Source organism: Arthrobacter sp. Leaf337 (assembly GCF_001423745.1).
Classification (GTDB): domain Bacteria; phylum Actinomycetota; class Actinomycetes; order Actinomycetales; family Micrococcaceae; genus Arthrobacter.
In genome coordinates, this window is record NZ_LMPC01000012.1 from 824,234 (window position 1) to 844,225 (window position 19,992).

At 62.7% G+C, this 19,992-nt stretch carries 18 protein-coding genes; 15 read left to right on the forward strand and 3 right to left on the reverse strand.

What is annotated here, in order from left to right; all coding sequences use genetic code 11:
- Positions 1-518 precede the first annotated feature (518 nt).
- The 6 genes from ASF98_RS13015 to ASF98_RS13040 all read left to right on the forward strand — a co-directional run bounded on the left by ASF98_RS13015 (position 519) and on the right by ASF98_RS13040 (position 6,015).
- Complete coding sequence (locus ASF98_RS13015; protein WP_055802323.1) at positions 519-866, forward strand: hypothetical protein; 348 nt, start codon at positions 519-521, stop codon at positions 864-866.
- A 76-nt stretch (positions 867-942) separates the two neighbouring features.
- Positions 943-1,350, forward strand: coding sequence for an antibiotic biosynthesis monooxygenase family protein (locus tag ASF98_RS13020; RefSeq protein ID WP_055802325.1), 408 nt, complete (start codon positions 943-945; stop codon positions 1,348-1,350).
- Positions 1,351-1,638: 288 nt separating this feature from the next.
- A complete protein-coding gene (locus ASF98_RS13025) occupies positions 1,639-2,154 on the forward strand; it encodes a hypothetical protein (RefSeq protein WP_055802327.1) in 516 nt (171 codons plus the stop codon).
- 139 nt (positions 2,155-2,293) lie between these two features.
- Positions 2,294-3,319 carry a DUF916 domain-containing protein gene (locus ASF98_RS13030; RefSeq protein ID WP_235505853.1) on the forward strand — a complete coding sequence of 342 codons (1,026 nt, stop codon included), beginning with the start codon at positions 2,294-2,296 and terminating at the stop codon, positions 3,317-3,319.
- 64 nt (positions 3,320-3,383) lie between these two features.
- The gene (locus ASF98_RS24820) at positions 3,384-4,922 is read left to right on the forward strand and encodes a sensor domain-containing phosphodiesterase (protein WP_235505857.1); all 1,539 of its coding nucleotides are present in this window, start codon (positions 3,384-3,386) and stop codon (positions 4,920-4,922) included.
- Positions 4,923-5,523: 601 nt separating this feature from the next.
- Positions 5,524-6,015 carry an Hpt domain-containing protein gene (locus ASF98_RS13040; RefSeq protein ID WP_156372381.1) on the forward strand — a complete coding sequence of 164 codons (492 nt, stop codon included), beginning with the start codon at positions 5,524-5,526 and terminating at the stop codon, positions 6,013-6,015.
- On the opposite strand, the gene ASF98_RS13045 is transcribed toward ASF98_RS13040, so the two are convergent.
- Positions 6,010-6,801 carry a response regulator transcription factor gene (locus tag ASF98_RS13045; RefSeq protein ID WP_055802335.1) on the reverse strand — a complete coding sequence of 264 codons (792 nt, stop codon included), beginning with the start codon at positions 6,799-6,801 and terminating at the stop codon, positions 6,010-6,012. The two genes, ASF98_RS13040 and ASF98_RS13045, sit on opposite strands and share 6 nt — an antisense overlap.
- Before the next feature lie 441 nt (positions 6,802-7,242).
- On the opposite strand from ASF98_RS13045, the gene ASF98_RS13050 reads away from it, so the two are divergent.
- Both ASF98_RS13050 and ASF98_RS13055 read left to right on the forward strand, forming a co-directional pair.
- Positions 7,243-7,617 carry a DUF7793 family protein gene (locus ASF98_RS13050; protein WP_055802337.1) on the forward strand — a complete coding sequence of 125 codons (375 nt, stop codon included), beginning with the start codon at positions 7,243-7,245 and terminating at the stop codon, positions 7,615-7,617.
- A 71-nt stretch (positions 7,618-7,688) separates the two neighbouring features.
- Complete coding sequence (locus ASF98_RS13055) at positions 7,689-7,904, forward strand: hypothetical protein (protein WP_055802339.1); 216 nt, start codon at positions 7,689-7,691, stop codon at positions 7,902-7,904.
- A 525-nt stretch (positions 7,905-8,429) separates the two neighbouring features.
- Here ASF98_RS13055 and ASF98_RS13060 read toward each other — a convergent pair.
- A complete protein-coding gene (locus ASF98_RS13060; RefSeq protein ID WP_055802341.1) occupies positions 8,430-10,904 on the reverse strand; it encodes a sensor domain-containing protein in 2,475 nt (824 codons plus the stop codon).
- A gap of 329 nt (positions 10,905-11,233) precedes the next feature.
- Between ASF98_RS13060 and ASF98_RS13065 the strand changes: the two genes are divergently transcribed.
- Both ASF98_RS13065 and ASF98_RS13070 read left to right on the forward strand, forming a co-directional pair.
- Positions 11,234-11,527, forward strand: coding sequence for a hypothetical protein (locus ASF98_RS13065; RefSeq protein WP_055802343.1), 294 nt, complete (start codon positions 11,234-11,236; stop codon positions 11,525-11,527).
- Between the two features lie 476 nt (positions 11,528-12,003).
- Entirely contained in the window at positions 12,004-12,528 is a 525-nt protein-coding gene (locus tag ASF98_RS13070) for a hypothetical protein (RefSeq protein WP_055802345.1), read from the forward strand.
- Positions 12,529-13,432: 904 nt separating this feature from the next.
- Here the strand turns inward: ASF98_RS13070 and ASF98_RS13080 are convergent.
- A complete protein-coding gene (locus ASF98_RS13080; RefSeq protein WP_055802349.1) occupies positions 13,433-13,927 on the reverse strand; it encodes a GNAT family N-acetyltransferase in 495 nt (164 codons plus the stop codon).
- A gap of 59 nt (positions 13,928-13,986) precedes the next feature.
- On the opposite strand from ASF98_RS13080, the gene ASF98_RS13085 reads away from it, so the two are divergent.
- The 5 genes from ASF98_RS13085 to ASF98_RS13105 all read left to right on the forward strand — a co-directional run bounded on the left by ASF98_RS13085 (position 13,987) and on the right by ASF98_RS13105 (position 19,901).
- Positions 13,987-14,577, forward strand: a complete 591-nt coding sequence (locus ASF98_RS13085) for a TetR/AcrR family transcriptional regulator (protein WP_055802351.1) — start codon at positions 13,987-13,989, stop codon at positions 14,575-14,577.
- A gap of 535 nt (positions 14,578-15,112) precedes the next feature.
- Positions 15,113-15,883 (forward strand): TnsA-like heteromeric transposase endonuclease subunit, encoded by a 771-nt coding sequence (locus ASF98_RS13090; protein WP_200939345.1) that lies wholly within the window; start codon positions 15,113-15,115, stop codon positions 15,881-15,883.
- A complete protein-coding gene (locus ASF98_RS13095; RefSeq protein WP_082506821.1) occupies positions 15,880-17,970 on the forward strand; it encodes a Mu transposase C-terminal domain-containing protein in 2,091 nt (696 codons plus the stop codon). The genes ASF98_RS13090 and ASF98_RS13095 overlap by 4 nt, the downstream gene beginning before the upstream one ends.
- Positions 17,961-18,971 (forward strand): TniB family NTP-binding protein, encoded by a 1,011-nt coding sequence (locus ASF98_RS13100; RefSeq protein WP_055802354.1) that lies wholly within the window; start codon positions 17,961-17,963, stop codon positions 18,969-18,971. The genes ASF98_RS13095 and ASF98_RS13100 overlap by 10 nt, the downstream gene beginning before the upstream one ends.
- 12 nt (positions 18,972-18,983) lie before the next feature.
- Positions 18,984-19,901 (forward strand): hypothetical protein, encoded by a 918-nt coding sequence (locus ASF98_RS13105; protein ID WP_055802356.1) that lies wholly within the window; start codon positions 18,984-18,986, stop codon positions 19,899-19,901.
- The last annotated feature ends 91 nt before the right edge of the window (positions 19,902-19,992 follow it).

Genomic DNA, 19,992 nt, shown 5'->3' on the forward strand with positions numbered 1-19,992 from the left:
GGGTTGCTAACCCATTCCTGCCGGCCCGGCCCACGCTCCTGGTGCGCCCGTTCCGCCGCCGCCGCGGTCATCATCCTTCCCGCAGCGCAGACAGCGCTTGTAGAGGCTGCCGTCTTCGGTGTGCTCGACGTGCCATTCGTGGCGAATGTTCAGCTTGCACAGCAGGGCCCGGATCATGGCAAACTCCGATCTTTATTTCCAATAATGGCCCTGACGCGACCGCCGGAGAAGAGGGGAACTGCCGGGCCGGCAGGTACTACGCGTCGCGCAAAATGTCCCAAGCCAGCGCCCACCATAAAAAGGAAAGTTTGTGATGGCTAAAGTCCTGGGTCCTCCACCATCGACGGGTAAACGGACAAGTGAGTCGTTGATGATGGCTCGACTTCTGTCGTTCCGTGCAGGAATTCGACTGCACAGGCGCCCGCGGAATTCCGGGGTAGTGCAGACGAGCATGGACATTGAAATGTCAGCGGGAAAATCCTCTGGTCATGCAGCCTGTGTAGGCGTATATTCCGTCCATGGCGGAGGATCCTGTTGAGACGAACCCGATGAATTACCGGGTGGCTTTTGAAAACGAACGCGTCCGCGTGCTTGAGTACACCGACTCACCCGGGCATAAGACCACAGAGCATAGTCACCCCGACAGCGTGATGGTTACAGTCACTGCTTTCCGTCGCGGTATTTCTTCCGAGGGAAAGTCCATGGATGTGGAGCTACCCGCCGCAGTCGCCCGGTGGTTGCCTGCCCAGCACCATTCCGGAGAAAACATCGGGGAAACAGACACGCATACCTTCTTTGTGGAGCTCAAGGAATCCACGCTGCCTACGAACGATGAGGCGGAGTATCTAGGACCAAGCGAGTCCTAGGAGTTCCCTGCGAGCCCAATTGGTTCCCGGTTTCGTTCACTGCCGCTATCCCTTTGACGAGTAAAAGGAACTGTTGATGACTGTGCCACCACCGACGAGCGATGACCTGCCCCTAAATTCCGATATGCCGACTCCGGGCCACAGTGTTGTCGCAGGGATCTTCTATACCTCCGGCCGCTGGTCGGTTAAGGCGGGTCATGAGGAGGCATTCGCACGGGCGTTTGCGGAATCGGGGGTAAAGGATGTGGATCCTCCAATTCGTGGCCTTCTTCAGCGTCCACGGCTACTTCGCGATCTCAATCAGCCCCGGAGCTATCTCAGCTACGCGGTGTGGGAGAGCCGGGAAGCGATCGAGGAGTTCAGGTCACGGCCGGATTTCCCGGCAATGATCGCAGCGATGAAAGAACATCTGGATGACATGCAAATCTCCACACTAGAACTGGTTCTGGGTCAGGAACTGACGGCCATAGGGCTGGATTCCTAACAACTGCGGGTGTAGTCCGCTCCTGACTGAGTCCGACGAACGTCGGAAGATCTGCCGGTGCATAAGCCCCCGGCGTAAGCGCAGGTTTTACCCACTTGCGGCGCATGTGGCTGAAGAGGTTCCCAGTTTCTCCACACTTTGGAGAAACTCCGCATGGTTCCTGTTAGCTTCGAAGTACCGGGGGGTTTGGCTGCTAATGCGGTGTTTCCGCGAGCTGGCATATGTTGGCGGTGCTTGATCTTCCGGGTTTTTCGTCCTCACTCCACTTCCATCGAAGGTCTCAAACCCATGCGTAGTTTTTCCCGTGTATCACTTGTTGCCGTAGCTTCCGCGGCGCTGATCGGTTCCTTGGCTCTGCCTGCTTCGGCGGCCGACACGACAGCGACCGTCGAGGTTCCGGTCGGTTCCCTTTCCATCTCAGCTCCGGTCGGCGCGGACCTCGCCACGATCACGCCCGGGAGTAGCGCGTCCGCGACGCTGACCGGTGTGGAGGTCATCGACACCCGCGCCGGCGAGGCCGGGTGGGCCGCCCAGGTTGTTCTGTCCGATTTCGTGGGAGCCACCCCGAGCAACGTCATCCCGGCGACCGCGGCTGTTTACACTCCGGCAGTGGCTGTTCCGACCGGAACTGTCACCGTGGACGGGACCACCCAGTCGGACCTGTCCACCCCTAAGACCGTGCAGGCTGCCACGGCCGTGACAGGGAACAACACCGCGACCTGGGATGCGAACCTGAGCGTCACCGCCCCGGCAGATGCCCTGGCCGACGTCTACACGGCAACGCTGACCCACTCGGTCCTCTAAAGCCTTCAGGCACGCGCCACGGTTCAGGGTGCCGCCGGAACGACGCTCCGGCGGCACCCTGAACGGATCCCCGACCCGCTCCACTTCCGCCGAATAAACCGAGGTTCCCGTTTTGCGTTTCCTGTCGACACTGTTCGTGATGATCCTGCTTTCCATTTCAGCTTCGGTTTCCGCCGTGGCAGCGGAACCGGCGCCTGGTGGCATCGGCATCCGGCTGTTGGATATCCCGGCGAGCACCAAGGACGATCCCCGTGCACGGACCTACATCATTGACCGCCTTGCACCGGGCAGCGAGATTAATCGTCGCGTCCAAGTCGAGAACAACACCGGCGCCGCGCAGACGATCCGCCTCTATGCCGGTGCCGCGCACATTGACGGTGGGTCTTTCATCGGGGAGGACGCCGGAGCACACAACGACCTCACTACCTGGACTGTTGTGGGCCGGCCGCAAATCGACCTGCCCGCCGGAGGCACGGCGGAGGTTCCTGTGACCATCAAGGTCCCTTCCGACGCCCCGGAAAGCGAACAGTACGGCGCCGTATGGGCGGAAGTGCGCAGCGCAGCCGACAAAGCCGGCGTCGTGCAGGCCAACCGCGTCGGGATCCGCATCTACCTCTCCGTCGGGCCGGGCAACGGCAGACCGGCTGACTTCAGCATCACCTCTTTGAGCCCCTCGCGGGACCAGCAGGGGAACCCGCAACTCAGCGCGCTGGTGACCAATACAGGCGGACGGGCGCTGGACGTCACCGGCGACTTGCGGCTGACGGCGGGGCCCGGAGGGCTATCCGCCGGACCCTTCGGCATCCAGAACGCTACGACTATCGCCCCGGGAACATCCCGGAATGTTATCTTCACGCTCCCCCAGGAACTGCCCAACGGGCCATGGACAGCCAGGATCACGCTGAAAAGCGGTCTGCTGGAACGGGAGGCATCGGCCTCTGTCACATTCCCCGACGCCGGCCCCGGCGAAGCCGTGGCCCCGGCAGCGGACGGAGCATTTCCCTGGCTCGTCCCGGCAATCGTCGTCGCAGCGCTGCTCGCCGCGGCGCTCCTGACATCGTTCCTCCTCCGCCGGCGCCGCCGGCGCCTGTCCGGCCCGGGGATGGCTGCTTCGGCTGCCGGAAAACGTGCCCCTGGCCGCCGGAGCGCCGATGTCACACGGTAAGCCGCCTGCCGGTCCGGCTCCGCGACATGCATCCGACGGCGCCGGGCCGGGCAGTCCCGCCCCTGTGGCGGCCGCCCCACCGGGGCAGCTTCCCGGTGATGCCGCATTCCGTCTGTCGTTGTTTGCCCCCGAGCTGGGCTTCCATGACACAGCGGCCGGCCATACCGGAGGCCGGGCCGTCGTTATTGGTGTGCTCGCGGTCCAGGCAGTGTTGGCCCTGGGCGCCGGGGCTGCCGTGCTGCTGCTGCAGCCGGGACAGTCCACCCTTTCAGGGCTGCACCTCCTGGTGGGATCACTGATCGTGATCCTGGCATCCGCCATCGTCATTGGTCTCATGAGGTTCGTCAGGGCTCGCCGTCGGGAGAGGAGCCGGGCACGGGGTGCCGCCGAGCTGATCGACACTGTATTGTGCACGAGCAGGGAGTGGCTGTGGGCGGTCGATGATCTGGGCTACTTCACCTTTTCCAGTCGCGCGAGCGGAGTGTTGTTCGGTTTTGAAGCCTCGGAACTGATCGGCAGGCACTGCAGGATGGTCATAGAGGCGGAGGATCTTGTCCGGGCCCGGGAATCCGTGCAGTCCTCGAAGGATGCTGAAACGTCCGTCTGGGCGGGTGTGGTCGTCCGGTGCCGCCACCGGGACGGGAGCACCGTCTGGATGGAATCCTCGGGCAGGACCAGACCTCCGGCGGCCGGACAACGGGGCGGAGTCCAGGGCACCAGCCGGCTCCTCGCGCCCAGGACAGCAGCGGAGTCCGCGGCCGATCACAGCAGGGCCCGCATCCGGGAAGTCATCGACGGGCAGCTTATTATGACGGCATTTCAGCCCATCCACGATCTGCGGTCCGGGAGGGTTATCGGCGTTGAGGCCTTGTCGCGTTTCGTCAGCGACGACGGGGCCGCCGCGGACTACTGGTTCGATAAGGCCGCGGCCGTCGGGATGGGCACGCAGCTCGAATTCGCGGCGCTGGAAGCCGCGCTCGTGGCGGCGCGCACCCTGCCTGCCAACATGTATCTGGCGTTGAACCTGTCCCCGGCCACGTGCCTGGACCCGAGGCTGCGCAGTTTACTGGCCCTCTCGCCCGTTCCCACGGACCGGATCGTCCTGGAACTGACCGAGCATCTTGAAGTGGAGGATTACGGCCGCCTGACAAGGGAACTGAAGTCCCTGCGGATGCGCGGACTCCGCCTCGCCGTAGACGATGCCGGTTCAGGGTTCGCTTCCATGCGCCACATACTCCACCTCCGACCCGAGATCATCAAGCTCGACCGCAGCCTCATCGCCGGCATCCACGACGACATCGGCCAGCATGCGCTCGGTGCGGCCATGGTTGAATTCGCCCGCCGGATCGGGGCGACCATTGTTGCCGAAGGCATCGAAACTGCTGCCGAACTTGCTGCCGTCAGCGGACTGGGCATGACGGCCGGGCAGGGATATTTCCTGGGAAGGCCCACCGTTCAGCCCGAGGAATGGGGCAAATGGTCTTCCGGGCCCGAAGGGTGGCACACAGGCGGAGGAGCGGCCCCCCGCTCCTCCGACGTCGTCGACAGAGGCCATGTTCCCTCACCCGTTCACCCGCCTCAAGACCGGACACGTCCGACATGACCGTAAAGGCACCCCCGGGCCGCCACCTCATCGACACCTCCAGTGATATCCCCGGCACGGGGTTACCTGAGCCGTTCCCCGGGCCCGCGAACGTGACTGTGTGGATCCCGGCCTCCCGGCTAGTATCAACCCCGGTTCCTCCAACGAGAAAGATCTTTTATTGTGGATTTCACCCGCTATGTCACCTGCCTTGGGATTTTTCTCTTCGCGTCGCTGGGGATCATGATCAGCGCAGGCCTGATTCTGCGCCAACGCGCCGCTTCGAGGGCCAAGGCCCGCGCCAGGAACGGCGGGGAGTAACGGACCATGCCCTACATTGACATCAATCCTCACCGTGCGCGGCCGAAATGGCGGGCATACGCCCTTCTGGGAGTGCTTTTGATCCTCACCACTATCGTGGTTATCGCGGCGCTGTCCGCCGGATAGTGTTGACGTGCGCTACGGGCGCAGGAATCCGCGGGCGGTCCGCCGTCATTACGGATTCTGACCGGGCGCCGCGGCCGTGACAAGCCGTTTCCCTTCCTCTCAAGGAAGCCACAGGGTTTCCGCAGGATCTACCTGTCGCGGCCAATTTAGGTATCCGGGCCCGTAGCCTTAGCACATGTCCAGTCCAGCGGCCGATGCCGGCGCCCCAGGAGTGACCCGAGCCGGTACAGGGTCGCCCGTCGGGCAGCAGCCGGCGATGCTGCTGCGCGGGGCGGAGGACCTTCCCTGGCTGGACCTGGCGGTTCTTGCCGAGCTGGAAGAAGATCTGGGCAGCCCGGACATTGCATGGAATTTCGCGCAGGATTACATCCGGATCTGGCGACGGCGCCGGGATGCCCTCGCGGCGGGCCTGGAGAGAGGTGAACGGTCAGCGGCGCTGGACGCGGTCATCAGCCTCCGGATATCGGCGGCCATGATCGGGGGGCTGCGGCTGGCACATCTCGCACAGACGCTGCACGCCCTCATACAGGAAGGGGACCTGGAGCGATGCGTGTCGCTCCTTCCCCGCGTCGATGACTACGGAACCGCCACCGTCCACGAAATCCAGCACAAGTACCTGGCGAGGGCAGAACAAAGCCAAGCGCCGGCGCCGTTCAGCGCTTCATGACAGCCCGTCCGCGCGTTCTGCCCGGTCCGGCGCCAGCCGGTAGCCGACGCCGCGGACGGTTTGCAGCCACCGCGGCGATTCCGGGTCTTCGCGGAGCTTTCGGCGCAGATTCCCGATGTGCACTTCAACGGCCCGCTGGTCGGAATCGCTGATGTAGGTGTCCGTGCTGTAGAAATCGCCCCGGACCACGCGCACCAGCTCTGTCCTGGAGCGCACCGCTCCGGCGGCACGGAGAAGGTCTTGAAGGAGGTCGAACTCGCTTCGCGTGAGTTCCAGGGCTTCTCCTGCGAGTGCAGCGGTGCGGCTCCTGGAGTTCAGCGAGAGCCCGTTGTGCTGCAGGAGGGCCTCATCCGGCTTCTGCGTTGCGTGTGAACGTGCCGGTACCTCTACGGGCGGTTCGGGTCTGGTTGGCTGGTGCCGGGGACGGCGCATCATGGCTCCGATCCTGGCCCGTACTTCCCGGGGGCGGAAAGGCTTTGTGACGTAGTCGTCCGCCCCGGCGTGCAACGCCGTCAGCAGGTCCGGTTCCTCGGTTCTGCCGGTGAGCATCATGACGTAGGCGTTGCTGAACTGCCGGATCCGCCGAAGAACTTCGAAGCCGTCTATGTCCGGAAGGCCAACATCCAGGGTCACGACGTTGGCCTGCGTGTTCCTGACAACTTCCACGCCCTCACGGCCGCCTGAGGCGGTATGCACCTCGAAACCGGCCTGGATGAGTACGGCCTGTAAAAGGTTCCGCATGTCGTCGTCGTCTTCTATGACAACAGCCACGCCCAAGTCGCTCATGGCCCCCCCCACTTTTACCTGGTGAACTTCCCCGTATCAGCCCAGCACCGACACGGAATCCACCCTCGTTCCCAAGTTACAACGGAAAGCCTGCTTTGCATAACCTCCATTCCAACCATAAATGAATGTAATTCAGTTACTTTTCGAGTTTCGAAGGGAAATAATGCGAGAAGGGCTCAGCGCGCACGGTTATTCGATACACGGAATCCTGCATCTCAACGAACTTTGCCCAGTTTGTGTACGCGTAAAGACCTGTATCACAGAGCGAAGATCTGATCCGCCACTCTCACATACCCACTGCATTCTGTGACATTTGTGAGCAGATTAATATTTTGTCAATTTTTAGTGACTGAGGCATAAAGTTGGGTTATTCGCGTTTAGTGTGTGCATCGGTCCGGGGTTCCAGTCGGACGCGATGGCGGGGGCAGGGGGCGGGGGAGCATGGCAACGGTACCGATCGGGGCTACTGAGGCGACGCTCGAACTGACGGGTGGAATACTCCATCTGCGGTGGGCACAGGGTCAGTTCATCGACGAAGAAGAGGCCCGTGCAGCGGTGGCAGCGGCGGAGAAAATGTGCGGAACCCGCCGCTATCCCATGCTGGTCACCTTGGCCGCGCCCGTTTGGCTGAGCTGCAAGGCGCGGAGGATTCTTACCCTTCCCGGACCGGCCGACCGGATTGCCATTGTGGGGTCATCTCCGGTTGATGCTGTGATGGCCAGGTTTTTCCTGACCGGCAAAGCCTTGGCCTGCCCGGCGCGGTTCTTTACCTCGGCTGGCAAAGCCGTGGCCTGGCTTAGGGACGTGCCCCAGTGAGGCAATCTCCCGGATTGTTCGCTTTGTTGATGGGGGTCGAGGGATGAGTGGGAGGACAGGGGTGAGGGTGCATGGCCGGTAACGAACCTGACCAGCCTGAAAATGAAGTGCTCAAGGACTTGGTGGGGCAACTTGATGCAGTGCTCGATCGTGTGGGCCCTGCCCTGCGGGGCCGTCCACTGTTTGTTGTCGAAAAGGTACTGGCCCGCGAGCTGCGCCGGTGCATTCCGGCTGCCCGTTTCGGCGCGGACGATATAAGGCGGTGGTCAGGAGAAAATTCCAGCTGACGCTACCCGGGTCTTGATCCCACGGGGGTTCATCCACATTGGCCGGCAGTATCGGCCTGGTACTCAGCCCGCGTAGGCGCAGCGGATTGTTCACCTCCGTGTGCTGTCCGGTGCGTTGACGAGTGAGCAAATCCGTGCGGGGGACTCGGGAACAGTTTCTGGGAGTGTTTTCGTGCCAGGAACTCCCTGCGCCGGACCGTCTGCGTGCGTTTCGGGTTGTGAGCCTTGGATTTTGTCCCGGTCGTCGATTTCCCACGTTCGCTGTGCCGCGTTGTAGATCAACCAGTAGGCGCGGGCCGGGCTCCGCACCGCCGCTCGGATGCTGACTCGGACGCGGTGTCCGTGCGCCGGGGGCCGGAATCCTGGGCTGCTTTTGTGCACGATTGGCCTCCTGACCGGAACGGCCATGGTCCCGGAAATCGGCCGGGGTATTGCCTTCTTCTGACGATGACATGCCTGGGATCCTGGAGGTAGAGCCTTTTGACCCTCGTGGCATGCCAGCCAGAAATTCACCGGCCGGAGCGGTTAGGGTGCGTGTTGTGCCGGTTCCCGTCCGGGTACCTCGGTGGCGAGGGCCGTCAGCCATGCCGGAACGGATTCCGGCTGGAGGGGTTTGCTCCATAGAAAGCCCTGGGCGAGGCGCACGCCAAGCCGGCGGAGTTCCGAGAGCTGGTCGCTGGTTTCAACGCCCTCTGCTATGACGTCGAGGTTCAGGCTGCCGGCCATGCCGAGTACCAGTTCGATAATGGTCGCGCCATGGGGGTTTCTTCCCAGTTCGTCCACGAAGGTGCGGTCGATTTTCAAGGTCCGGGCTGAGAGCCATCGGAGGTAGCTCAGGGACGAATACCCCGTACCGAAGTCATCGATCGAGAGCCCGATGCCGAGGCTTTGGAGCCGTTGCAGGGTTTCCTTGGGCAAGTCCGGCTGTTTCATGAGCACTGTTTCGGTGACTTCGAGGTCGACGGCGGCAGGGGCGATGCCCGAAGACAGGATGGCCCCTTCCACGACGTCGGGGAAGTCTTTGGCGAGGAGCTGGCGTCCGGAAATATTCACGGCAGCGGAGAAGTCTCCTGCGCCTGGCACGTCCGTGCGCCATCGCTGTACTTGGCGGAGGGCTTCTTGGAGCACCCAGGTGCCGATTGGAAGGATCAGCCCGGTCTCCTCGGCGATGGGAATGAAAGTATCCGGCATGATCAGGCCGTGCTCGTGATGGTGCCACCGCAACAAGGCCTCGAAGCCGACGGGGGATGCTGTGGAGAGGTCCATGATGGGCTGGTAGTTGAGGGAAAGCTCTCCGCGGCCCAGGGCCAGTCTTAGGTCGGATTCAAGGTCAAGTCGCCCTGCTGCCCGTCCGGTCATCCGCACGTCGTAGAACGCGGAGGAGTCACCGCCGGCTGATTTGGCCCTGTACATGGCTGAGTCAGCCCCCTGGAGCATCAGTTCGGCCGTATCGTCGTCGCCTGCAAGGGCGATGCCGACGCTGACATTGAGGTAGATTTGCCGATTGTCGACTTCGAAAGGGCGCCGGGTGGATTCCCGGATCCGTTCGGCCAGCACTTTGGCGCCGCGCATCATGAGGTTTTCGCAGACGATGACGAATTCATCGCCGCCGAACCGGGCAACGGTATCGCCGGTTCTTACCGCCGCCTTCAGCCGTTCTCCGAGATGAATCAGGATCGTATCGCCGGCTCCGTGGCCGATGCCGTCGTTGATCAGTTTGAACCGGTCGACGTCGACGAACATCACCACGGGCCGGGAGGAGCGTTCAAGGCAGCCTTGGAGTACTTCGGTGATCATGTATCTGTTCGGCAGACCCGTCAGGGCGTCATGGCGGGCCCGCCACTCCAGGATCTGTTCTGCGTCCTTGCGGTCAGTGATGTCCAGGACGGTGTCGAGAAACCGGATGGGGTTCCCGTCCGGGCCCTTCACGCTCCGGATCCGTGAATGCAGCCACCGTTTCTCGCCGTCTGCCCTGATGATCCGGTATTCGAAATCCGCGGTGTCAGCACCGTTGTCCAGGCTCTTCCAGATTTCGCGAACCAGATCCCGGTCCTGCGGATGGGTCAGCTCGAGCATGGCTTCCCGGGAGTCCGAGGCGTCCTCCTGCCGTCCGATGATCCGGGAGAACTCCTTGGAGTGCCAGGTTTCTCCGGTCTCGACGGTGTATTCGATGCTTCCGACGTGGGCCATTTCCTGCGCGGCCAAGAGCCGCTCGCGCTCGGCTGCGGCTGCTGCCTTCAGCCGCTGGATCTCGGTGATGTCCCTGGCGATGGCGGAGGCGCCAACCTGGGCGCCGTCCGGGTCGTACACAGGAGAGACCGTCAACTCCACGTCGATCATCGATCCGTCCTTGCAGCGCCAACGCGCTTCTACGCCTGTGACGAAGGTCCCGCTGCCGATTCGTGCCGCGACTGTGGTGTCGAAAAGGGCATCGTCCCGGGTCGTCAGCAGGCGATAGCTCTGTCCGATGGCGTCCCGGGAGCTCCAACCGAACATGCGGGTGGCCCCTGCGTTCCAGCTAGTAATGGTGCCGGCCAGGTCAGCGCCGATGATCGCATCCCCTGAAGACTCCACCATCGCTGAGAGCCGGCGAAGGATCGCCTCACTGTGCTTGCGGTCCGTGATGTCCTTCGAGATCGCCACGACCGCCACGGGGACCGTGTGCCGGCCGCGGATCGGGCTGACCGTGGCATGGACCGGGAAGTCCCGGCCTGTCCTGTGCCGCATCCATAGCTCGCCGGCCCAGTCCCGGCCGCGGGCAACGGTGTCCGCTATCTCCCGGATGGTGGCACCCGGGCCTGGCGGTTCAGTGCCGCCGACGATGGCAAGATCGGTGATCCTTGCCCCCAGGGCATCCGACTGGCTATAGCCGTAGAGCCGCTCCGACGCGCGGTTCCAGTACGTGATCCTGAACTGCGCGTCCATGCCGATGACCGATTGCCCGATTTCATCGAGCAGCAGCGATTGCATGATCAGATCATCATGGTGCTCCTCAGCCATTGGTCCCCCCGTGGGCCGCATCCGTTAGCAGGCAGTCCTGCCTTCACAACACTTGTTCCTGGCTGAAGTGCCATTCTGAGTCTGTAGCCTAGCCCGGACTCACCGCAGAGACTATAGAACTTATGGCGAGACGCTGCGACCGATGATGAAGCCGAGAAAGAATTCAAGAAAAATATAGAAATTGAATGGGCGAAAGAGTAGCCTCGTCCACTAAGCCGCTGAACCGTTCAAAGGCAGTCGCGAAACGTACCTGCCTTTGTAATTCTGGTCAGCAATGCTGGACGGTCTGGGGGGATACAAACCGGTCTCCTACTCGGAAGGCATTGAAAATGAAACTCAAAATAGCCACCGCTGCGGTCACTATCGCCGCTGCGGCAACGATCGGCCTTGCCGCACCGGCGAACGCTGTCCGCCCCGCCAACGGCACAGGCTGTCCGACCGGCTTCCAGACGAAAACGGTAGAATACGTTCTCGAGTTTGCGACCGTGGGCTTCGAAGACGCGATTCGCGCTGAAGATCGCAATGGGGACGATCTGCTTTGTTTCAAGCTCCTGCCGCCTCAGGTGCCTCTCTTTGATCCAACCTTCTTCTATCAGGACAACGACTTCCCGGTGCCGGCGTAATAACGACGGTCACGCCTTCAAAAGCGACCGCACTCCCTGGAGCGCGGCGGCGAATGCGACCGCACACGCCAGCCATTGGCGTGGCGCGATCCGGCATTGTTCCGATTCGTTCCTGCCGCACGCAAACAATTCTTGATTGCATGCGGCAGGAACGATGTTTCGAGAGTAATTGACACGCCTGGCCGGTGTACTGGGGATATGCTCCATTTGGGTCCCGGGCCCAACACCTGCTTTGAATCCAGCTAGTGCCTGCCCTCCGTCCCGCAGCTGAGCCTGTGGTTTTCGTTGTGGTGCGCGCGCCGATTAAGGTCATCGACCAAAGGCTGTGGAGGGACCCTCAGGTTCCCTGCACAGAGCCGTGCAGTAAACGCGGCAGTCAGGGCATTGTCCCGTAATGCATGGTAAATGCCTTCGCCGCATTCCTGTGGCACGGCCTCAAACACGCACTTCTCCGACGGGAATGGAGCAACCCTAAAATGCGCAAATTCTTCTATCGCCTGCTGATCTCTGTCACAGCGCTTATCATCGTTGCGGCCGTAAACGGCCCAGCCAACGCCGCTGTCCCTGACCAAGTCCTGGGACAAGGCACCTTTCACGCTCAGGCGACGGAATCGTTCACTGACACCACGATTCGGGCCAGCGCAACTGACTCGACCCCTGGAATCGGAGCCGACGCGTCCGGCACGATATCCGTCTCTGATGCGCCAAGCAACAACGTGGCCGTACACTTCGAGGCTGCAGCATTCTGCGTCAACGCCGACGCCAACCGCGCCGTTGTCGTGGGTACGGTCACCCGGGGCCCGGACGGGACCGTCGGGAGAACAATACTTGTTCGTGTCACGGACGGCGGGAACGAAAAGGACGCTCCACCGGACACCGCCGCGTTCGCTCTTTCGACGTTGAGCCCTGTCGAGGCACTCGCGGCAGGCTTCTGCGAGACGAACTTCGCCGATCAGTTCACGATCAACTCCGGCCAGTTCATCGTGCGCAACGGGTCCTGACTTTGTCCCAGTCCAGCTTTTGGATCGTCGAACTCCGGTCTAGTCAGCGGTGTGTCCACGCCCGCCCGACCACGCCGCCATCCATCTAAGTATCAGCGTGGCCGATCGGGCCGAGCAATGCTTCCCTTGAGGAGGGACCTTCGATGCGGGCCGTCTTCTGGAAGGCCCTCGTAGGGATTTGGTTGTTAATTGACAACTTGAATGAGGCAGCCTGGGGCACGCCGTGCGTCTCATTTAAACTGTCGGCTTCTTGGCCAAAGTCGGTTTTCGGAGATACGGGCATGGCTTTGGGAGTGTCTTCAGGAACTGGGAGACGCTGCGGGGCATAGCGGATGGCCGATGTTCGGGGGCCTGAGTGAGGCCCGGGTGAAGCAGATCCCCATTTGTCCAGATGGTGTCTGGACAAATGGGGTCTGGGCTCGCTGAGCCTCCAAGTCGTCGCCGTGCCGACGTCGGACCTCAGCGGCAGCGTGGTTTGCGGCGGCAGTAGGCCTGCACAGCAAAAGCGTACGTGTCGACGGCGTGCAAAACGGCCGATGCACTATTTGACGCTTTTGACGCAGGAAGCGCGTGTAGAAACAACCCGCCGCTCTTAGCGGCTGGGACCGTTGTTGGTCCTCTCCGCGCCCACTACTGCGGGGCCGTCGACAGAGCTCTTCCTGCACCTAAAGAATCGGTCAGCCTTCATCAACATCACGATTGAGGACATCACCAGATTCACCGACAGCTTGGAAACGATCTATAGTATCGACGGCGACCTCCAGGCAGTCCCACCGCCTGCTGCCAGGTCACTCATAGGGCGTTAACAAGAAGCCTGATTTACCGCTCTCCCACCCATTTTGAACTGGCATGCACGGGTGTTCCAGGGCCGGGAGTAGGCCTGGTCAGCGACCAGGACCGGGTGCTATAAGTCACTTGCGTAGGTTTGGCTGACAAGATCTGTGCCGAAACTGTGCTCTGGTTGTTCTTGGACCAGTCGGAATCCCCGGTCCACATAGATTTGCCGTGCCGACCCAAGAACATTGGTGGTCCATAGAGTCATGCGGCGATACCCGGCGGAGCGGGCGAAGTCCATGCAAGTGTCCACCAATCGTCCCCCGAGCCGTTGTCCGCGGCCGTCGGGATGAACGAGCAGGGTTCGTAATTTCGCAGTTTCCTCATCGGCCTTCACGCAAAAGATGCACCCCACCCGCTGCCCACCGATCTCCGCGATCCAGGCTGCCTCACGTTGAGGGTCGTGGTCGGCGCCGTAGTCGGCAACAATTCGCGCCACAAGCGTCTCGAAGGTTGTATCCCAGCCAAATTCCCGTGCATACACTTCTCCGTGCGCCATCACCACCCAGCCGAGATCTCCAGGTTGCCCCAAGGGCCGGATCACAACACGGGACTCATATGCCATCGGTTCTCCACCCACTTGACGTTACTGAAACAATCGTTTCAGTAACCTAGACTAGGCGCATGACCGACCAGAAGACAACTGCATCACCGCGGCGCGACGAACTGCTCGAACGGGCATACGCCTACGTGCTCCAGCATGGGCTGACAGATATCTCACTCCGACCCCTGGCGGCGGAGATCGGTTCAAGTCCCCGCGTACTCTTGTTTCTCTTCGGCAGCAAGGATGGTCTGATCCGCGCGCTGCTGGCCCGTGCGCGGGCCGAGGAGGTCTCGCTGCTGTCCAAACTCAAAGACCGATCCAGCACGCCAGGCGGGAACCTTAAGGCCGTGGTCGGGGAGCTGTGGCTCTGGATTTCCGCTCCAGAGAGGCGGCCTGTCCTGACAATCTGGGTGGAAGGTTACGCCCGTTCGCTCATCGAGCCGGCCGGGCCGTGGGCAGACTTCGGGCGCGACACCGTCCAGGACTGGCTCAGCCTTCTGGCCAGCACGCAACATCCAGCGGTGCGCGACACCGAACAGGGCAAAACCGAAAGGACGCTTGCCCTGGCAGTCCTTCGAGGTGCACTCCTGGACCTGCTGGCCACGGGGGATACGCCACGAACCACCAAAGCCGTGACTGCACAACTGGCCACATTGACCTGCTGCGCCTGAAACCCACGCGCAGCGTGGAAACCTGCATTAGATGCAGGAAACCGACAGCCACAAGCGATTTAGAGGCAGGCCCGGCCACCTGCGTGAGGCACGCATGCACCTAGGAAAACCCGGCTGACCAGCGTGAACGTCCAATTCGCCCTAGCCCGGGAGTTCTCGCATCTACTTCCACTCCCGTGGTTTCAACGCCGATAACGGACGTTTCGTCGTTCGGGCCTAAGCCGGCTCATCCTGGTGTTGTCTTAGTGCAGTCGCTATTCGGGGATATCGTTTCGTGGCGAACCAGTGGCCTGGTGTCCTGTCTCATCTAAGTTGAGGCAATCTCACTACAGATGATGCATTGGCGGTTTCTGTCTCACCACACTTAAGGCATTGGTGCGGCGTGTCTCACTTNTGTCCTGTCTCATCTAAGTTGAGGCAATCTCACTACAGATGATGCATTGGCGGTTTCTGTCTCACCACACTTAAGGCATTGGTGCGGCGTGTCTCACTTCACTTAAGGCATCAGCCGGTTTCGTCTCACTACAGTTAAGGCATGGGACACGCTGCGGCGGCGTCCGAGGCTCGTGCCGGACGCGATATTGCTCCAGGCACCCTGACCTTCAGGGGGCGGTATTCCCCTGCACCCAGGACTGGCCTTCTTGCCGAGTCCTGGATGGTCCCGTTTGAGAACTCTCTGCCGATCCGGCGCCCGGCGGCCTTCAAGGGACAACACAACTTTGCCGGCCTCTGGTGGTGCGCCACGAACCAGCGCCACGTCGGCTTCGAGTCCTGGTGCGAACGCGACAATTTGATGTCGCTGGACTTCGACCCCAACGTCACCGGGATCGCGTCCCAACCCTTCCGCATCGCATTGTCCACCTCACTCCCCCAGCGTTCACATGTGCCGGACTACTTCATCCGGCTCGCGGATGGATCCGCCGTCGTGATCGATGTGCGGCCCGACGGCAGGGTGACTCCGCCTGATCAAGAGGTTTTTCAAGCGACCGAGGACCTGTGCGCCACCGTCGGCTGGGCCTACAGGCGCCTCGGCGGACTACCTCCAGTTTTCCTGGCGAATCTGCGGTGGCTGGCCGGATACCGGCATCCAAGATACTTTCGGGCACCTGCAACAGCCATGCTCCTGGACAGGCTCGCCCAGGACGGCCCGGTGTCGGTGGGTGACCTGGCGGCCACAACCGGCGACGCTTTCGCAGCCCTGGCACCGCTGTTCCACCTGCTGTGGAAGCAACAGATCAGCACAGACCTGAGCCGCCGGGTCCTCCATCTGGACACTGTGGTCTGGCTGAAAGGCGAGGCGCCATGACCGTCCGGCCTGCCGTCTTGAGCCTCGGCGATGACGTTGAGCTCCGCGGGGTCATCTACCGGCTCACGGCCCTTGACGGCGACGTCGTCATGCTCGCCGTTGCCGGCGAAGCACCCGTCGCCATCAAGGTCGGGTCGCTCCTTGCCGATGAGACCTTCAGAATCGTGGGAACACGGCCAACGCGGCGGCGGATCACCGGCCCATCAATGCTGTTCGACTCGTTGCCAACCGACGTGCAGGAAAAAGCGCGGTGGATGGAAGGCCACATGACCGAAGTTCTGGACGGTGTCCCTTGCAACGCTGACCCGGGCCAGCCCGCCAAAAGGACCTTCGACGTCGCACGCACATCGTTGCGGCAACGTGAGCAAGCCAAACTGGCGGAGCTTCAGGATCTGGGCGAAACCATGAGCATCGGCTCGCTGCAGAGACTGCGCCATGCCTATGAGAAAGAGGGCGTCCTTGGGCTGGTTGACCGGAGGCTCATCCGCCAAACGCCCCTGGCCGGCCGGACGGACCAGCGCGTTGTTGACGCCATTCTTTCAGTGCTGGAGGCCAACACCCATCAGTCCTCAGGAACCACGGACCGCCTGATGCGCCAAGTGGGCAAGCAACTCGAAGCCGCCTACGGGCCGGACATTGTTCCGTTGCCGTCGAGGGCCACCTTCCACCGCCTTATCGGCAAACTCGCCGAGGGACGCCACGCCACCGGGTCAGCCCGGACCAGGCGCACCCTTGCACAGCAGCCCGAAGGCCCTTTCGGTGCCGTCTATCCGGTCAGGCCCGGGGAGCTGATGCAGATCGACTCCACTGCCCTGGATATCGCCGTCGAACTCGACGACGGCGTCATCGGCCGCGTCGAACTGACCGCCATGGTCGACATCGCGACCCGCAGCATCCCTGCCGCCGTTGTCCGGCCCGCCACGAAGGCCGTCGACGCGGCCCTCCTGCTCGCCCGCTGCCTGACCCCCGAGCTGATGCGCCCCGGGTGGGCGCAGGCGGCGTCGATGGCCGCTTCCGCGCTGCCCTACCGGTCGATGAAATCCATCGACGAACGCCTCGCAGGGTCCGCCGCCAAACCGGTCATCGTGCCAGAAACCATCGTCTGCGACCACGGCAAGGCCTACCTCTCCAACACGTTCAAGAGCGCCTGCCGCAGCCAGGGCATCAGCCTCCAGCCGGCCCGCCCCGATACGCCCACCGACAAGCCCGTCATTGAACGGACCCTGCAGTCCATCGGCACGCTCTTCGCCCAGTACGTCACCGGTTATCTCGGTTCCTCGGTCGAGCGGCGCGGCAAGAACGCCGAGCACCAGGCCGTCTTCTCGCTGCCGGAGATCCAGGACCTGCTCGATGAATGGATCGTCACCGGCTGGCAGAACCGGCCCCACGACGGGCTTCGTGACCCCTTCACCCCGTCCCGGGTGCTGACACCGAACGAAAAGTACGCGGCCCTGCTGGCCGTCAGCGGCTACGTCCCCGTCCCCTTCGGCGCGGAGGATTACCTGGAACTCATGCCCGCGGAAACCAGGGTCATTAACAGCTACGGGGTCAAAATACGCCACCGCGTCTACGACACCGCTGAGCTCAACCCCTACCGCGGCCAGAAATCCGGGATGAAAGCCCTCAACGGATTGTGGGAGGTCAGGTATGACCCTTATGACGCCGGCTGCGTCTGGATCCGCAACCACCACGACGGCGGCTGGATCACCGCCTACTGGCGGCACCTCTCCGCCTCTCCCCAACCCTTCGGGGACGACATCTGGAACTACGGCCGCCAAATCGTGGCCGGCCGGGGCATCACCAGCCCCTCGGAGGACGAGATCAAAACCGCCGTGGACAACATCCTCGACAAAGCCTCACCACCGGCCAAACCACGGAAGAGAAACCGCAAAGACCAGCGGGCCGCAGCCCGCAACGCGGCCGCCATCAGCGCCCAACGCCCACGCCCCTACCTCGATCAGCAATCCCCGCAGCCCGACCCGGTCGGTGAGCCACCGGAGGAACAGGAAATGGATGCCACCAAATTGGCAAAGATCATCCCGCTGAAGGTCTATGACCCGCACAAGGAGGCCGAGACATGGTGGTGACAGCCGAACTCCCCAGCAACAGCAGGGCCCCGACCACCACCCTGCAGGGCTGGCGCAGCTTCGTCACGTCCGTCGCACCGGGGATCGACATGCCCGATTCCGCAGCGCTCACGGCGCTGGGCGCTTCCGGGCGTGAACACTACGACGAGCAGCGCATCAGCTACCACTCCGAACTTGTCACCGTGGAAACCTCCACGGTCCGCTCCATCACCAACCAGGGCAGGCTGTTGATGATGCTCAACCAGCGCGAAATCAGCGCCCGCCGCGGCATGGTCGTCTCCGGTCCCTGGGCCTCCGGCAAGACCACGGCCATCAAACTCCTGGGGAAAACCCACGAACTGCTGATCAGGCGCAAGTATCCCGACCAGGACCGTATCCCCGTCGTCTACATCACCACCCCGCCGAAGGGTTCCCCGCGGAAACTGGCCAGCGAATTCGCCAATTTCCTCGGACTGCCCCAACGCCCCCGGCAGAACGTGACCGACATCGCCGACGCGGTCTGCCAGGTCCTCACGAACGCCGGAACCGACCTCGTGATCGTGGACGAGATCCACAACCTGAACCTGGCCACCAGCGCCGGCGAAGACATGTCCGATCACCTCAAATACTTCACCGAGCACATGCCCGCCACCTTCGTCTACGCCGGCATCAACGTCGAAAACTCCGGCCTGTTCACCGGACTGCGGGGCCGGCAAATCTCCGCCAGGTCCGTACTGATGACCACCGGCCCGTTCCCGCTTACCGAAGAATGGGACGCCCTCGTCGCCACCCTCGAAAACGGCCTCCGCCTGCACGAGCACGCCCCGAACACCCTCACCGCCCAGGCCCAGTACCTGCACCACCGCACCGGCGGCAGCATCAGCAGCCTCTCCCACCTGATCCGGCAGGCAGCCATCATGGCCATCCTGACCGGCACCGAAAAAATTGACCGCGACCTGCTGGGCACGATCAACCTCGACCACGCCGCTGAAACCGTCAGCCCCCGGCCCCGGAAATCCTGAACGGGCCACCCGATGACCGGCCCCCTGGACATCCCGGTACTCCGTCCACTGCCGCGGAAAACCCGGCCATACCCGGACGAGACAACACCGTCGTTCATCCGCAGGATCGAGACGGCGAACCACACCGGCTACGGCGCCGTCCGTCAATTGCGGAACCGCACCGGCAGATCCTGGCCCGAAACACTGGCCATCCTGTCAGGAAACACCATACGGACCCTGATCCTGGCCATGCCCCAGCTCAGCGCCGGCACCCTTCTCCCGGAATCCGGAGGCCGCCCGGCATGCAGGGCTACCCGAATCGCGTGTTCCCGCTGCACCCTCAGCCGGGGCGCGGGCAACCACGTCGTCGTCCATACAACCCACGAACGCGTCCTCTGCCCCCGCCACCGGCTCTGGACCGGCGACGGAAACGCCGGCACGGGCACCCAGATGCGGCTGGACACCTGCCCCGGGATCCTCGCCGCGCACCGGCACCACCGGAATCTGATCATCAGGTTCGGCAGACCAGCCGTGCTGGAAGCTTTCGAAGCCTCCAGCCTGATCAACTGGCGGTGGTACGAGCAGTTCGGACACTTCGCCTCCTTCGACCAGCGCTACACAGCGCTGGCCTCGCGGGGCAACAGTCCACAGCAAGCACGCCAATCAGCCGTCGCCGCAGCCCTCTACCCCGCCGTCGTCGACCTGACCTCCGCCCTGGCCTCGCCACACTGGCAGGCCCTGGCACTGTCCCGGAACCTGACTCCCTTCCTGGAAAGAATCAGCCGACAGATCACCGACGGTTGGATACCCCAAGGCTCCGGCGACCCGCTCCGGCACTGGATAACAGAGGAAAGAACAGCCCGAAGACTGGCCGCACATGACACCACCGCCGCCAGCCGCGACCCCCAAACGGCCCGCACCCCGGATTCACCTGTTTTGGGCCAACTGTAGTGAGACAAACCATGAAAATTTGTCTCACTACAGTTGGCCCAACCGCGAGATACCGGGGTCTTCGGGGGCCAACTTAGATGAGACGGGACAT